Source organism: Nonomuraea sp. B12E4 (genome assembly GCF_039871825.1).
Lineage (GTDB): Bacteria > Actinomycetota > Actinomycetes > Streptosporangiales > Streptosporangiaceae > Nonomuraea.
In genome coordinates, this window is sequence record NZ_JBDPME010000046.1 from 1 (window position 1) to 15,011 (window position 15,011).

A 15,011-nucleotide genomic window follows, 5' to 3' on the forward strand; every position below is an offset into this window, starting at 1 on the left:
GCCTGGCCGTGCCCCGATGCGTCGGCATCACCGTGTGGGGCGTGCGCGACAGCGACTCCTGGCGCTCCGGCGACACCCCGCTGCTGTTCGACGGCAACGGCAACAAGAAGCCCGCCTACACCTCGGTGCTCAACGCGCTCAACGGCGGCGGCACCACGACGCCGCCTCCGAGCGGGGGCAGCACGGGGCAGATCAGGAGCGTGGCCTCCGGCCGCTGCCTGGACGTTCCCAACGCCGGCACCGCCGACGGCACCGCGGTGCAGCTGTGGGATTGCAACGGTCAGAGCAACCAGCAGTGGACGCCGTCCTCGGCCGGGGAGTTGAAGGTGTACGGCAGCAAGTGCCTGGACGCCGCGGGCACGGGCAACGGCGCCAGAATCCAGATCTACTCCTGCTGGGGCGGCGACAACCAGAAATGGCGCGTCAACTCGGACGGCACGATCGTAGGTGTGCAGTCCGGGCTCTGCCTCGACGCCGTCGGCGCCGGCACCGCCAACGGAACCGGGCTGCAGCTCTACTCGTGCTGGGGCGGCAACAACCAGAAATGGACCGTCACCAGCTGATCGGGCCCGAGCCGGACCCTGGGCACAACGTCCCCGGGGTCAACGACAGGACGGTGGCCCACGCCGTCGTGGGTCACCGCCTCCTGCGAGCCGAGAGGCGGGCGGCGGTTCATCGCAGGGCGCGGGACGACGGTCGAGACCACGGTCCGCACTGTGCGATGGCTTTGACGGGACGGTCACACACCCGTGATCGTCCACTGGTTGTTGGTGCTGTTGTTCGGCGCCCACATGGCCACGGTGGAGCCGACGGTGCCGTTGCCCATGCCGTCCAGGGCGGTGCTGGTGCCTCGGTTGATGATCTGGTAGCGGCCGTTGCCCACGCTGTTGAGGCGCCACTGCTGGTTGACGCCGCCGTTCCAGGCCGACTGCCGGGCGCTCGCACCGTTGGCGGTGTTGCCCCAGCTGTCGATGACCATGCCGTTGGTCCGGTTGACGATGCGGTACCAGCCGCCGCCCAGGTCCACGAGTTGCCACTGCAGGTTGGCACTGCCGTCGTAGTCCCATTGTTTGAGCACTGAGCCGGAGGCGACATTGCCACCGCTGTCCAGCACCAGGCCGGTGGTGACGTTGCTGATCCGTACGTAACCCGCCGGCGGTCCGAGCGCCGTCACGCGGTACGTGCGGCCGGCCTGGCCGGTCAGTCTGATGACGTCGGACTCGGGCTTGGTGATGCCGACAGCAGCGCCGGTCGTGGTGTCGACCACTTGGTGCGTGCCGGTGAGCATGCGGCTGCGCACGTTGACCGTCCCGCTGCGGTCGAACTTGACGAGGATCTCGGTGGCCGTGGCAGAGCTCCACGTGGTGTCCACCGTGTAGCCGCCACGCCCCCGGAGACCTTGCACCTTTCCGTTCGGCCAGGCCGACGGGAGTGCCGGCAGCACGTGCAGTTCGCCGTTGTGGCTCTGCAGCAGCATCTCGGCGATGCCGGACGTGGCGCCGAAGTTGCCGTCGATCTGGAACGGCGGGTGCAGGTCGAACATGTTCGGCGCCAGCCGAGCCGTCGTCACCAGGAGGCGGAGCAGCGTGTGCGCTCGGTCGCCTTCCTCCATCCGCGCCCAGTAGTTGACCTTCCAGGCGAGCGACCAGCCGGTCCCGTCGTCACCGCGCAGTTCGAGGGTGCGCCGCGCGGCGGCGTACAGCGCCGGGGTGCCGCGCTTGGTGATCTGGTTGCTGGGGTGCAGGCCGTAGAGGTGGGAGATGTGCCGGTGGGCAGGCTCGGTCTCGACCCAGTCGTACAGCCACTCCTGGATGTTGCCGCGCGAGCCGGTCTTCATCGGCGGGAGCCGGTCGCGGGCGGCAAGGACCCGCGCCCGGAAGTCGGTGTCGACGCCGAGCGCCTGGCCGGCCTGGGCACAGCCGTTGAACAGGTCTCGCAGGATCTGGTTGTCCATGGTGGGACCGGCGCAGACGCTGACGCCCGCGTGGTGAGCCAGTTCAGGGGAGTTCGACGGGTTTGTGACCAGATAGCCCAGGCTCGGTTCCGCTACCAGCGTGTCGAGGAAGAACTGCGCCGCGCCTTTCATCGCGGGGTAGTACTGCCGGAGGAACTCCAGGTCCCCGGTGAAGGTGTAGTGCTCCCAGATGAGGGTGGCCAGCCACGCGCCGCCGGTCTGCCACATGCCCCACAAGGCACCGTCGACGACCGACGTCCCCCGCCACGCGTCGGTGTTGTGGTGGGTCACCCAGCCCCCGGCGTTGTACTGCACCCGGGCCGTTCTGGCGCCACTGACCGCGAGCTCGTCGATCATCCTGAACACCGGCTCGTAGCACTCCGGCAGGTTCGTCGTGTCGGCCGGCCAGTAGTTCATCGGCAGGTTGGCGTTGATGGTGTATTTCGAGTCCCAGGCCGGCGTCAGCGAATCATTCCAGATCCCCTGCAGGTTGGCCGGCTGGGTCCCGGGCCGTGAGGAGGAGATCAGTAGATACCGGCCGAACTGGAACAGCAGCGCCGAGAACTGCGGGTCGTCGGTGCTCGCGTGCTGCGCGATCCGCACGTCGGTCGGCTGGTCCGCCGCCGCCGTGCGTCCCAGGTCGAGCGATGTTCGCCCGAACAGCCGCTGGTAGTCGGCGACGTGCCGGCCGCGCAGGTCGTCGTACGTTCTGCCGGTGGCCGCGTCGAGATGGCGCCGCGCGATGCCCTGGTAGTCGCCACCGACGTCACGGAAATTGACGTAGCTGGAGCCGATGGAGATCAGCACCGTCGCGCTGTCGGCGGACCTCACCTGCAGCGTGCCGCCGGAACTGGTGACGCTGCCGCCTTCGACGACGACCCTGGCCAGCGCCAGGAAGCGGACCGAACCGGGCACTCCTTCCATGTCACCCGAGATGCCGTCGAGTGCCACCGTGGTCGCATCCGGGCTGGAGCGGGTCGTCCTCTGGGGACTGGCGAACGTCGCGGAGAACGTGACCGAGCCGGGCCGGTCGGCGGTCAGGCGGATCGCGATCACCTGGTCCGGCGCGCTGGCGAGCGCCTCGCGCCGGTACCGCACGCCGGCGCGCAGATACGACACAGCCGTGGTCGCCGTGGTCAGGTCCAGGAAACGGCTGTACTCGGAAACTCCGTCGGCGCTGCCGAAGCTGAGCCGTAAGTCGCCGATGGGCTGGTAGGCGAGCTGGCCCACCGGGTTTCCCAGCAGGTTCTGGTCGATCATGGCCTGGGCCTGGCTCCACTGGTTCTGGAAGACCAGCTGCCGGATCTGACCCAGCGCCGCCGCACCCCTGGGATTGCTCTGGTCGTACGGGCCGCCGGCCCAGACGGTGTCCTCGTTGAGCTGCAACCGCTCGGTGTCGATGTTGCCGAACACCATGGCGCCCAGGCGGCCGTTGCCGATCGGGAGGGCTCGCAGCCAGTCCGTGCCGGCGCTCTCGTCGTACCACAGGGCCAGATCGTTGGCGGCGCGCACCTCAGGAGGGGGCGCCGAGGCGGCGCGGGCGGCGGCCGCCCATCGCAGCGGCAGCACCGCGGCTCCAGCTCCGGCCGCGCCGAACCTCAACACTTGCCTTCGCGACAAATCAGACATTGCAGCTCTCGTTCCCTACGAGTCGGATCACTGGACGTTTCCGCGTCACGGCGGTGCACCGGGTGAGGACATCGAAGACCTGGAGGGTATGGAGAACACCGCCCAGGGCCGGGTGGCGCCCGCCATGCCCAGCGGACCTGGCCGGTCAGCCGGCCCGCATGGGCCCTTGCTGGTTGAGGTCGTCACGCTGCGAGCGGGAAGCGCGGCGCCGAGGACCGGCGAAGGCCCCCATGGCCCGCAGGACGTTTCCGCGGCTCAGCGATCTCCACTCGCCGCTCCTGGGCTCGATCGGACCTTGCGTCATGCGGACTCCTTCTGGCCGTCGGCGCTGGTCCGAGCCTTCTCGGTTTCCATGGGCCGCCGGTTTCCGCAACCTTGGGAAGCGCTCCCGCGCCGCCATGACCACGCGCTCGTCCCCTTGAGCGGCCGGGATGGATGGTTGACGTGGACGTCAGGCCATGGCGGACAAGCCTCCTGGCACCGGGCGTCGCAGACGAACGGGATCTCTCGGAGCGCCGTTTGTTCGCGCTAACATCTCCTGGAGGAAGGTAAATCCCGCACCGTGACTCGTCAACCGTTCACCGGGAAGAAACTTAAGTAAGATCAAGTCGGTAGTCAGCCGCGCCCGCGCAGCAGCTCGCAGGCTGACGTACGGCGAGCCCGACCGCTTGCCCTCGTCACCTTCCGACGCAGCGGCCCGACGGCATGGCGCGACGTGAAAGTCAGCAAGTTAACTGGTGAGCCCTCGCAAATTACCCTGTTGCCAACGGGTAACTTCTGTGAAACTTTCACATGCACGAGCAGTTCGGCGTGATCTCCTCGAAGGCGAAACTCCAGGCGGGAAGGCGTTCCGATGACAACGCCCAGGTCGGCAAGGGCTGCCCCTCGTTGACGCCGGGCCTGGCCGTCGGATGTACTCCGCGACAACGCACTCAGCGAACAAGCCACACCGCTCCGGCAGGACCGAATGTTAGCGTTAACAATCACTGGCCGTCCGCGATCCAGCCGAGGAGACCCGGATGTCCGCCTCATCGCCCGGCGACGGCGCACGACAGCCCCTTCGCCGTATGCGACAGCTCCGTGCCGGCCGGCGGCTCAATGCTCCGGCACGGCCATGGCGGCCGCATATCCGCTTTCCCCTGGAAACCCCGCGCCCCGGCCGTCCAGACGCGATCCCGCGGGCGACCCAACCGGGATGTTAACGCTAACAAGTGACAACCTCTGGAGGTTCCTGTGAGACGCGTGCTCGCGGTTCTCTCGTCTCTTCTCTTCGTGGGCGTGTTACTCACGCCTCAGGCCTCGGCCGCGACGGTCGACCCCAACACGTGGTATGTGCTGGTCAACCGCAACAGCGGCAAGGCCCTGGACCTCTACAACCTCGCGACCAACGACGGCGCCCGCATCACCCAATGGACCCGTAACAACGGCAACCAGCAGCAGTGGCAGTTCGTCGACTCCGGCGGCGGCTACTACCGCATCAAGTCCCGCCACTCCGGCAAGGTGCTCGACGTCTACAACTTCTCCACCGCCAACGGCGGCGCGATCGTCCAATGGACCGACGGCAACGGCACCAACCAGCAGTGGCGCCTGGCCGACTCCTCCGGTGGCCACGTCCGGCTGATCAACCGCAACAGCAGCAAAGCCCTCGAAGTGCAGAACGCCTCCACCGCCGACGGCGCCAACATCGTCCAGTACGACGACTGGGGCGGCAACAACCAGCAGTGGCAACTCGTCCCGGTCTCCGGCGACTCGAATCCAGGTGGCAACTACACCAACCCGGTGGTCTGGCAGGACTTCGCCGACGGCGACATCATCCGGGTCGGCGACGCCTACTACTACTCGGCCTCGACGATGCACTACTCGCCGGGCGCGCCGATCCTGCGCTCGTACAACCTGGTCGACTGGGAGTACGCCGGGCACTCGGTCCCCAGGCTCGACTTCAACTCCAACGCCTACGACCTCAACGGCGGCCGGGCGTACGTCAAGGGCATCTGGGCCTCGACCCTGAACTATCGGCCCAGCAACAGCACCTACTACTGGATCGGCTGCGTCGAGTTCAACCGCACCTACGTCTACACCGCCTCCGCCGTCGACGGCACCTGGACCAAGCGCTCGCAGATCAACAACTGCTACTACGACGCCGGCCTGCTGATCGACACCAACGACACCATGTACGTCGCCTACGGCAACAGCACCATCAGTGTGGCCCAGCTCTCGGCCGACGGACTCAGCCAGGTGCGCGCCCAGCAGGTGTTCCAGACGCCGAGCAGCGTCGGCACCCTGGAGGGCGCGCGCTTCTACAAGCGGAACGGCTACTACTATATCTGGCTGACCCGCCCCGCCAACGGCCAGTACGTGCTCCGCTCCACCTCGCCATGGGGCCCGTACGAGATGCGCCAGGTCCTGCTCGACATGCCCGGCCCCATCTCCGGCGGCGGCGTCCCCCACCAGGGCGGCCTCGTCCAGACCCAGAACGGCGCCTGGTACTACATGTCGTTCGTTGACGCCTACCCCGGCGGCCGGGTCCCCGCACTCGCACCGATCACCTGGACCGGCGACTGGCCGACTGTGCAGACCGTGAACGGCGGCTGGGGAGTCACCTACCCGAGGCCGAACATCCAGACCAGCCGGACAGTGGCGTCCATGATCGGCCCCGACACCTTCACCTCGGGCGCCCTCGGCCACCGCTGGGAGTGGAACCACAACCCCGACACCAGCCGCTTCTCCACCGGCAACGGCCTGCGTCTGCAGACCGCGACCGTCACAGGCGACCTCTACAACGCCCGCAACACCCTGACCCACCGCATCCAGGGCCCGTCATCAACGGCGACCATCGAGCTCGACTACTCGCAGATGGCGGGCGGCGACCGCGCCGGACTGGCCATGCTGCGCGACCAGTCGGCCTGGATCGGCGTCAAACGCGACAACGGCGTCGACCGGGTCGTGATGACCAACGGGCTGACCATGAACAGTTCGTGGCAGACCACCGGCACGGGCACCGAGGCGGCCGGCGCGAACATCTCCGGCGGCCGGATCTGGTTGCGGGTCAACGCCGACATCCGGCCCGGCTCCGGCAGGCAGGCCCGCTTCTCCTACAGCACCGACGGCACCAATTTCGCGAGCCTCGGCCCGTCCTTCACCTTGAACAACGCCTGGCAGTTCTTCATGGGCTACCGCTTCGGCATCTTCAACTACGCCACCCAGTCCCTCGGCGGCGCGGTGACCGTCCGCCGCTTCGACCTCACCACCCCCTGACCGGTGTCACCTGCCCGGCCCGGTCGTGGCAGGACGACCGGGCCGCGCCACCGGCACGACCCGTCGACGCAGGAAGGCACGCACCGTCCATGTCCCTGATCACCACCGGGCTGGTCGAGGTCCTGGACGTCTACGACCTTCTCCACCGCCAACGGCGCCGCGATCGTCCAGTACGACGACTGGAACGGCAACAACCAGCAGTGGCAACTCGTCCGCGTCGGATGAATCGGAGCAGATCATGAAATTCAGATCCATGGCCATCTGCACGACGGTGGTCACCTTATTGGCGAGCCTGTTCGTCGCCATTCAGACGCAGTCCGCCAACGCGGCCACCGTCGACACCAACGCCTGGTACGTCCTGGTCAACCGCAACAGCGGCAAGGCCCTGGACGTCTACAACCTCGCGACCAACGACGGCGCCCGCATCACCCAATGGACCAGGAACAACCAGAACCAGCAGCAGTGGCAGTTCGTCGACTCCGGTGGCGGCTACTACCGCATCAAGTCCCGCTACTCCGGCAAGGTGCTCGACGTCTACAACTTCTCCACCGCCAACGGCGGCGCGATCGTCCAGTGGGCAGACCTGAACGGCACCAACCAGCAGTGGCGGCTGGCCGACAGCTCGGACGGCTACGTCAGGTTCGTCTCACGTCACAGCAACAAGGCCCTGGAAGTCCAGGGCGCCTCCACGGCCGACAACGCGAACATCGTCCAGTACGACGACTGGGGCGGCACCAACCAGCAGTGGCAGCTCGTCCAGGTAGGCGGCGGCAACCCGGACCCCGGCCAGTGCGCTCTTCCGTCTTCGTACCGCTGGACATCGACGGGCCCGCTGGCGACCCCGAAGTCAGGGTGGGTCTCGCTCAAGGACTTCACCGTCGCCCCCTACAACGGCCAGCATCTCGTCTACGCCACGACCCACGACACGGGCACGCGATGGGGCTCGATGAACTTCAGCCTGTTCACCAACTGGTCCGACATGGCCTCGGCCAGCCAGAACACGATGTCCTCCGCCACTGTCGCGCCCACGCTCCTCTACTTCGCCCCCAGAAACATCTGGGTGCTCGCCTACCAGTGGGGCGGGACCGCCTTCTCCTACCGGACCTCCAGCGACCCCACGAACCCCAACGGCTGGTCATCCCAGCAGGTGCTCTTCTCCGGAAGCATCTCCGGCTCCGGAACAGGCCCCATCGACCAGACGCTCATCGGTGACAGCACGAACATGTACCTGTTCTTCGCCGGGGACAACGGCAAGATCTACCGGGCCAGCATGCCGATTGGCAACTTCCCGGGCAGCTTCGGCACCACCTCGACAGTGATCATGAGCGACACGACGAACAACCTGTTCGAAGCCGTTCAGGTCTACAAGCTCCAGAACCAGAACCGATACCTCATGCTCGTCGAGGCGATCGGCTCGCAGGGCCGCTACTTCCGCTCGTTCACCGCCACCAGCCTGAACGGGTCGTGGACACCTCAAGCCGCCACCGAGAGCAACCCCTTCGCCGGCAAGGCCAACAGCGGCGCCACCTGGACCAACGACATCAGCCACGGCGAACTCATCCGCACCAGCGCCGACCAGACCATGACCGTCGATCCCTGCAACCTGCAACTGCTCTACCAGGGACGCAGCCCCAGCTCCGGCGGCGACTACGGCCTCCTGCCCTACCGGCCGGGTCTGCTGACACGGCAGGGCTAGTGAACGTGGCACGGGTCCGGCTCGGAGGTTCCTGACGTTTCCGGCAAAGGCGGATGCCCCATCGGGTGAGGCGCTTTCATGGCAGGCGATCAGGTCCGGGTGGAGCCGGTGTGGCGGGCTCGGTGCGAAACCGGGCCCGCCCTGATCACGTAGCACTGCCGGCGCACCGTGTGAACCAGGTCCCGGGCAGGGCGCCTGCGAGCATCCGCCGTGCCCAGGGCCTGCGGCCACCTCGCCGGAGAGAACAGAACAGGAGCTCTCCACCGCCGTCGGCGAGTGAGCCGTCGGGAGAAGTCTTGATCTTGGCGAAACACCGCTGCCCGCCTGTCGGCACTCCATGGCTAGACTGCCGCCATGACCACGGAGTCGTCCCCCCTCACCATCGCCCAGCTCGCCGAGCTGGCCGGGGTTTCCACCGCGACGGTCTCCAAAGTCGTGAACGGCCGTTCTGAGGTGTCCTCCGCGGCCCGGGCCGCGGTGGAAGATCTCATCCGCCAGCACGGCTACCGGCGACAGCGCCGCCGTTCCACGCCGACCGCCCTGGTGGAGTTGGTCTTCCACGCGTTGGAGGGCGATTATCCCGTCGAAATCACCAAAGGCGTGGCCGAGGTCGCTCGTGAGCACGAGTTCACGGTGGGGATATACGCATTCCGGACGATCTCAGTGTGATCGGCTTCGACGACCTGCCCTCAGTACGGGCGGCCATCCCACCGCTGACCACCATCCGCCAGCCCCTGGCCGAGATGGCCGCCGCGGCCACCTCGATGCTGCTGACGCTGGCCCAGGGTAAGCAACTGTTACAGAGCCGCGTCGAATTGGCCACCGAGCTCGTCGTACGTGAGAGCACCGCGCCCCCGCCTGCCTGAAGCCGAAGGGTGGGCTTCGGAGCCGGCACGATGAGCTGCTCTGCACGAGTACACCCATGCCGGCCGGCCGGTCGCGCCGCCCCGCCCATGGCGGCCGCCGGCATGCCCAGGGACGGAAGCGCTCGCTGGATGCCGTGCGGTGCGTCCCCGTTCTCGTTGGGCCATGGACAACCTCAGGTTTCATTCGTGGGAGGTGATGTGTCGCCCCATCAGCCCTTCAGGGAGCCTTGGAGCAGAGCCTTGACGAAGTGCCGCTGGAAGACGAGGAAGATCGCGACCGTGGGGGCCAGGATCAGCAGCGATCCCGCGCACAGCAGTGGGATGTCGGTTCCCCACTGTCCCTGGAAGGCGCCCAGAGCACCGGACATCGTGCGCTCGGCCGGGTCGTCGACGAGGACGATCGCCAGCAGGAACTGGTTCCAGGTCCACAGGAAGAGCAGGATGCCCAGGGACGAGATCGCCGGCATGGCCAGGGGGACGTGGATGCGCCGGAACAACTGCCATACGTTGGCGCCGTCCATTCGTGCGCTTTCGGACAGCTCTGCGGGCATGTTGATGAAATGGGCGCGCATCCAGAAGACGCTGAACGGCATGAACAGGCCGATGAGCGGCAGGATGATCGCCCATCGGGTGTTCAGCAATCCCATGTCCCGGATCTGGTGGTACAGCGGCGTGATGATGCCTTCGAAGGGCAGGGTCAGGCCGAGGACGAACAGCAGGAAGACCACGCGGCTGCCGATCACGCGCAGGTGGCCGATGGCGAAGCCGGCCATCGTACCCAGCAGGATCGAGATCGGGACCACGCCCAGCACGATGAGGATGCTGGACTTCAGCAACTCGCCCATGTTCGCGGCTCGGAAGGCCAGCAGGAAGTTGCCCCACTGCGGGTGGTCGGGCCAGGCGAGTCCGGCCGGGTACGTGCCGGAGGGGTGCAGGGCGGTGACGAACAGGCTGAGGAACGGCAGGAGCGTGACCGCCATCATGACGACGAGCAGCAGCCTGCCGGTCCAGGCCTCCCGCCACGAGGTGATCATCGGCCGTCCTTGGCGAACCACTGGATGGGAAGGGCGCAGGCGATCACGAGGAGCATGAGGACCATGGCCAGGGCCGAGGCGGTCCCTACCTCGCGTTCCGAGAAGGCCAGGTAGAAGATCTGCAGGCCGGGCACCATCGTCGTGTTGCCCGGGCCGCCCTGGGTGGAGATGTAGATGATGTCGAAGCTCGCCAGGGCCGCGATGACGGTCACGGTGACGCAGACCGCGATCTCCTGTCGCAGGCTGGGAACCGTGATGGAGACGAACTCCCGCCACGGCCCGGCGCCGTCCAGCCGGGCGGCCTCGTACAGGGCGGGGTCGATCTTGCTCATGCCGGCCAGAAGTAACAGCGTGCAGAGGCCGAGCAGCACCCATGCGCCGATCATGCCGACCGCCGGCAAGGCGGTGGCGAAGTCGCCCAGCCAGGCCCGGGTCACCCTGCCGAGGCCGATGAGCGAGAGGAGCTGGTTGATCACTCCGGTGGAGGCCAGCAGCCAACTCCACGCGATGCCGGCGGCCACCAACGGGATGACCTGCGGCAGAAAGAGCACGGTCCGCGCCACGAGGGCGAGCCGGCTCTCGGCGACGCGCCTGATGGTGGCGGCGATCGCCAGGCCGAGCACGACCGGGATCGCGCTGAAGAAGACGATCAGTTCGAAGGCGTTGATCAGGGAGTCGAACAGGTCGGGGTCCGTGAACACCTTGCCGTAGTTGGCCACGCCCGCCCAGGTGGACGGACCGATGCCGTCCCACTCGTACAGCGAGTACTGGAACGTCAGGGCGACCGGGCGCAGGACGAAGACCGCGTAGAAGGCGAGCGCCGGGATGATGAACAGCCAGCCGACCAGCCCGCGCATTCTGGTGGCAGCCGGTCGCCGGTGTACGGACCGGGCGGTGACAGGCCGGGCCATCAACGCGCTCAGTTCCCTTCAAGCTGGCCGGCGTAGTCGGCCTGGACCGTCTTCAGCAGCCCTTGCGGCGTCTGCTCGCCGGCCACCAGCTTCTGCAGGTTGGGGGTCCAGCTCTTGGCGTAGATGGCGCCGGTGGCGTTGGCGATGAAGTCCATCGCGCTGTTGTCCTTGGCGATGTCCGCCCCGGCCGCCAGGGTGCCGGCGGTGACCTTGTCCGCGGCCACCTCAGGCATGTACGCGTCGGCCGGTCCCATCGGGCGCGATCCGCCGACCTCGACGCCGATCTCGCGGGCCTGCCTGTCGGTGGCCACCCAGTTGAGGAAGGAGGCGGCGCAGTCGGCGTTCTTCGCGGTCGCGGCGATCCCGAAGGCCAAAGGCGCCGACATGGCGGCGAGCTTGCCGCCCTGCCGCGCCGGCGGCATCAGGGAGAAGCCGACGTTGCCCGCCATCTGCTTGTCGAGTTTGCCCGACTCCCAGTCGCCGTTGAACATGAACAGGCCCTGGCCGTCGATGAAGCGGCTCATCATGGTCGCGTAGTCGACCGCGTTGACATCCTTCTGGAAGTAGCCCGCCTTGATCCATTTCTCCAGGTGCTGGGCGGCCTGCAGGTTGGACGGGGTGTCGATGGTGGCGCCGGGCTTCTGGAAGATCCAGTCGTTGATCGGGGCGGCCGGGCCGTAGGAGGCCATGAGGCTCTGCAGCGGGAACGCCAGCCCTCCGGTGGCACCACCGTTGAACTGCACGATCGGTGTGATGCCCGCGCTCTTGGCCTTGGCCAGCACCTGATCGAGCTCGCCCAGCGTGGCGGGGGGCGTGGTCATCCCGATCTGGGCGGCGAGCTTCTTGTTGTAGAAGACGCCGGTCATGCTGAAGTTGAGCCCGAGGGCGTACAGCGATCCCTGTCCGCGCGGCCGTCCGCCAGGGCCCAGGCGGAGTTGCTCGAGTTGCGAGGCCGGCCACTTGTCCCAGCCGAAGGACTGCGCGTAGCCGTCGAGGTCCTTCAGCAGGTTGTCCTTGACGAGCTCGGAGACCTGGGGCAGGCGCATCAGGTCGGGCGGATTGTCCGCCAGGACGCGGGGGGCGTTCTGGGTGATCACCGCGAACTGGTCCTCGCGGATGTTCCAGGTCACGTTCGGGTGCTGCTTGGAGAACTCGGTGGTCAGCGCCTTGGGCAGCGGGAAGCCGGTCTCGAAGTAGCCGTTCATCGTTATCGGTGCCGTACCGCAGGTGGGAGCTGCCGACTGCGACGACGCGCCGGTGGCTGTGGGTTGCGAGCTGTTGCTGCCGGGAGCGGCGCAAGCGGCGGACAGCGTCCCCATGGCGATCACAAGTGCGGCTCCGGCCCTGCCGGGGCGAACTCGACGAGCCATGCGCATCTCCTCTGCTGCCTGGGACACTCGCACCCGGATGATGTCCCGCGTCCGACGCTAAATCGGGTTAGCGCCCGATAGTCTCACGGCGCACGTCGTACGATGTCAACCCCCCGTAACTCACTCTTGACGATCGGAGGCCCTGGGTGAGCCCTCGCCGGGTCACGCTGGCCGATGTGGCCAAAGCCGCGGGCGTCTCCCGCCCGACCGCCTCACTGGTCCTGTCGGGCCGCGGGCGCGAGTTGCGGATCTCTCAAGATGTCGAGCAGCGTGTCCTGCGGGCCGCCGACGAACTGCAGTACCGGCCCAACATCGTCTCCGTGAACCTGCGTACGGGCACCTCCCGGACGATCGGCTTCGTCTCCGACACCGTCGCCACCTCGCGGCTGGCCGGCGACATGATCAAGGGGGCGCTCGAGGCCGCCCGTGAGCGTGGCTTCATGCTGTTCATCGGTGAGACGGAAGGAGACGCCGGTCTCGAGCGGCTCCTGCTGCAGGCCATGCACGACCGTCAGGTGGACGGGCTCATCCTGGCCTCGATGTTCACCAGGACCATCAAGGTGCCCAAGTCCATCACGGCCGCCCCCGCCGTCCTGCTCAACGCGCTGCCCGAGCAGCCCACTCCCCTGCCCGCCGTCCTCCCCGACGAGGTGGAGGCCGGCCGCCGCGCGGCCCGGGTCCTGCTCGACGCCGGCCACCGCGATGACATCTATCTGATCGGCGCGGGACCCGGCATGAGCGAGGTGCCCCCAGAGAGCGTCGCGGCGGTGGAACGGCTCATCGGCATCCGGGAAGCGCTCGCCGAGGCGGGCGTCAAGGTGGCGGGCGGTCATCCCTGCCCCGACTGGCAGCCGGAACACGGCCTCGCCGCGACGCGGAAACTCCTCGCGACGGCGCGGCCGCGGGCGCTGATCTGCTTCAACGACCGGATCGCCATGGGCGCCTACCAGGCACTCGACGATGCCGGGCTCAACGTTCCCGACGACGTGTCCGTCGTCTCCTTCGACGACCATCCCATCGCCTCGTGGATCCGGCCCAAGCTGACGAGCGTGGCACTGCCGCACTACGAACTCGGCCGCAAGGCCGTCGACGTGCTTTTCACCGAGATCAGCAGCGACCACACGGCTCCCGATCGGCAGGGTGAAGTGCACCGGGTGCCCATGCCGGTGCGCAGCCGCGAGTCCATCGCGCCGCCGTCCGCGCAGTCCGGCTGAACACCACCGGCTGAACACCACCGGCTGCGCTTCACCGGCGGACCTGCGACCAGGCGCGTCTATGCCGGCGGCGCGGTGCTGGCGCGCAGGGAGATCGGTGGCGACAACAGCACGTGGCGCGCGGGCGCGTCCGGGTCAGAGATGCGCTCGGCGAGCAGTTCGACGGCGCGATCGGCCATCGCCACGATCGGCACGTCGGCCGCGGTGAGCGGCGGGTGGAACTCCTCGGCCCAGTGCTGCCCGACGACGCCCGTGACAGAGAACAGGCCGGGGATGGCACGCCCGAGTCGCCGCAGCCCACGTTCCAGGCCGGGCAGGGCGGCTTCGTTGACGGTGACGAGGCCGGTGACCTGCGGGTGGGTCGCCAGCAGATCCTCCACGCAGCTCTCACCGGCCATCGCCGCGTCGGCGCAGCAGAGCGCGATGCCGTCGAGCCCGCGCGCGGCCGTGGCCGCGGTGAAGCCGTCCAGGGCTCGCCGGGCGGGACCATAGCCGAGATCAAGGAACTCCTGGGGCCGGTTGACCAGCGCGATCGCCCGGTGACCGAGATCGGCCAGGTGTTCCACACAGCTCGCGACGAGTCCTTCATAGTCAAGATCCACCCAGCAGCCGGGCAGGGCGTCGGCGGTGTGGCCGATCGCCACGAACGGCAGGCGGGCCTCGCGCAGGCTCGCCGCCCGCGCGTCCTCCAACCGCACCTCCATCAGAATGACGCCGTCCACGCGGCGGCCGGCCACGATGCGCTCGAACGAGCGGTCGCGCTCGCCGCCGCTGGGCGACAACAGCACGTCCAGCTCATAGCGGCCGGCGGCCGCGACGACACTCGCGACGAAGCCGAGCTGGACGGGGGTCAGCCGAGGTCCCGCGGGCGGGATCACCAGGGCGATGGTACGGGTACGCCCCTCGGCCAGAGCCCTGGCACTGGCGTTGGGACGGTAACCGGCCTCGGCGATGATTCGCAGAATGCGCCGGCGGGTCGCGTCAGAGACCGTGCGCTTGCCACTGAGCGCATACGAGACGGTGCTGCGTGACACGCCAGCCCTTCTGGCGATCTCCCCGATGTTCATCCGGCCCCCGTGTCG

At 67.9% G+C, this 15,011-nt stretch carries 12 protein-coding genes; 6 read left to right on the forward strand and 6 right to left on the reverse strand.

Features of this window, described 5'->3' with window-relative positions:
• A partial coding sequence (locus ABGB18_RS46330; protein WP_347702094.1) for a ricin-type beta-trefoil lectin domain protein occupies window positions 1-563 on the forward strand: 563 nt, incomplete at its 5' end.
• A 176-nt stretch (window positions 564-739) separates the two neighbouring features.
• Here ABGB18_RS46330 and ABGB18_RS46335 read toward each other — a convergent pair.
• Together ABGB18_RS46335 and ABGB18_RS46340 are read right to left on the reverse strand one after the other, a co-directional pair.
• Window positions 740-3,523: a glycoside hydrolase N-terminal domain-containing protein gene (locus tag ABGB18_RS46335; RefSeq protein WP_347702095.1), complete on the reverse strand. Its 2,784-nt coding sequence runs from the start codon at window positions 3,521-3,523 to the stop codon at window positions 740-742.
• 205 nt (window positions 3,524-3,728) lie between these two features.
• Window positions 3,729-3,887, reverse strand: coding sequence for a hypothetical protein (locus ABGB18_RS46340; protein ID WP_347702096.1), 159 nt, complete (start codon window positions 3,885-3,887; stop codon window positions 3,729-3,731).
• 974 nt (window positions 3,888-4,861) lie between these two features.
• Here ABGB18_RS46340 and ABGB18_RS46345 point away from each other — a divergent pair.
• From ABGB18_RS46345 to ABGB18_RS46360, 4 genes are all read left to right on the forward strand, one after another.
• Window positions 4,862-6,838: an RICIN domain-containing protein gene (locus tag ABGB18_RS46345; RefSeq protein WP_347702097.1), complete on the forward strand. Its 1,977-nt coding sequence runs from the start codon at window positions 4,862-4,864 to the stop codon at window positions 6,836-6,838.
• Window positions 6,839-7,076: 238 nt separating this feature from the next.
• A complete protein-coding gene (locus ABGB18_RS46350; protein WP_347702098.1) occupies window positions 7,077-8,534 on the forward strand; it encodes a non-reducing end alpha-L-arabinofuranosidase family hydrolase in 1,458 nt (485 codons plus the stop codon).
• A gap of 354 nt (window positions 8,535-8,888) precedes the next feature.
• Window positions 8,889-9,203 carry a LacI family DNA-binding transcriptional regulator gene (locus tag ABGB18_RS46355; protein WP_347702099.1) on the forward strand — a complete coding sequence of 105 codons (315 nt, stop codon included), beginning with the start codon at window positions 8,889-8,891 and terminating at the stop codon, window positions 9,201-9,203.
• Window positions 9,200-9,400 (forward strand): substrate-binding domain-containing protein, encoded by a 201-nt coding sequence (locus ABGB18_RS46360; protein WP_347702100.1) that lies wholly within the window; start codon window positions 9,200-9,202, stop codon window positions 9,398-9,400. The genes ABGB18_RS46355 and ABGB18_RS46360 overlap by 4 nt, the downstream gene beginning before the upstream one ends.
• Window positions 9,401-9,609: 209 nt before the next feature.
• On the opposite strand, the gene ABGB18_RS46365 is transcribed toward ABGB18_RS46360, so the two are convergent.
• The 3 genes from ABGB18_RS46365 to ABGB18_RS46375 all read right to left on the reverse strand — a co-directional run bounded on the left by ABGB18_RS46365 (window position 9,610) and on the right by ABGB18_RS46375 (window position 12,715).
• On the reverse strand, window positions 9,610-10,434 hold the full coding sequence (locus ABGB18_RS46365) for a carbohydrate ABC transporter permease (protein ID WP_347702101.1): 825 nt from the start codon (window positions 10,432-10,434) through the stop codon (window positions 9,610-9,612).
• Window positions 10,431-11,291 carry a sugar ABC transporter permease gene (locus ABGB18_RS46370; protein ID WP_347702102.1) on the reverse strand — a complete coding sequence of 287 codons (861 nt, stop codon included), beginning with the start codon at window positions 11,289-11,291 and terminating at the stop codon, window positions 10,431-10,433. Before ABGB18_RS46370 ends, ABGB18_RS46365 begins: the two co-directional genes overlap by 4 nt.
• A gap of 62 nt (window positions 11,292-11,353) precedes the next feature.
• Entirely contained in the window at window positions 11,354-12,715 is a 1,362-nt protein-coding gene (locus tag ABGB18_RS46375) for an extracellular solute-binding protein (protein WP_347702103.1), read from the reverse strand.
• Between the two features lie 146 nt (window positions 12,716-12,861).
• Here ABGB18_RS46375 and ABGB18_RS46380 point away from each other — a divergent pair, with 146 nt between their 5' ends.
• Window positions 12,862-13,929 (forward strand): LacI family DNA-binding transcriptional regulator, encoded by a 1,068-nt coding sequence (locus ABGB18_RS46380; RefSeq protein WP_347702104.1) that lies wholly within the window; start codon window positions 12,862-12,864, stop codon window positions 13,927-13,929.
• Window positions 13,930-13,988: 59 nt separating this feature from the next.
• Here the strand turns inward: ABGB18_RS46380 and ABGB18_RS46385 are convergent, their stop codons facing one another.
• Window positions 13,989-14,996 (reverse strand): LacI family DNA-binding transcriptional regulator, encoded by a 1,008-nt coding sequence (locus tag ABGB18_RS46385; RefSeq protein WP_347702105.1) that lies wholly within the window; start codon window positions 14,994-14,996, stop codon window positions 13,989-13,991.
• Window positions 14,997-15,011 lie beyond the last annotated feature (15 nt).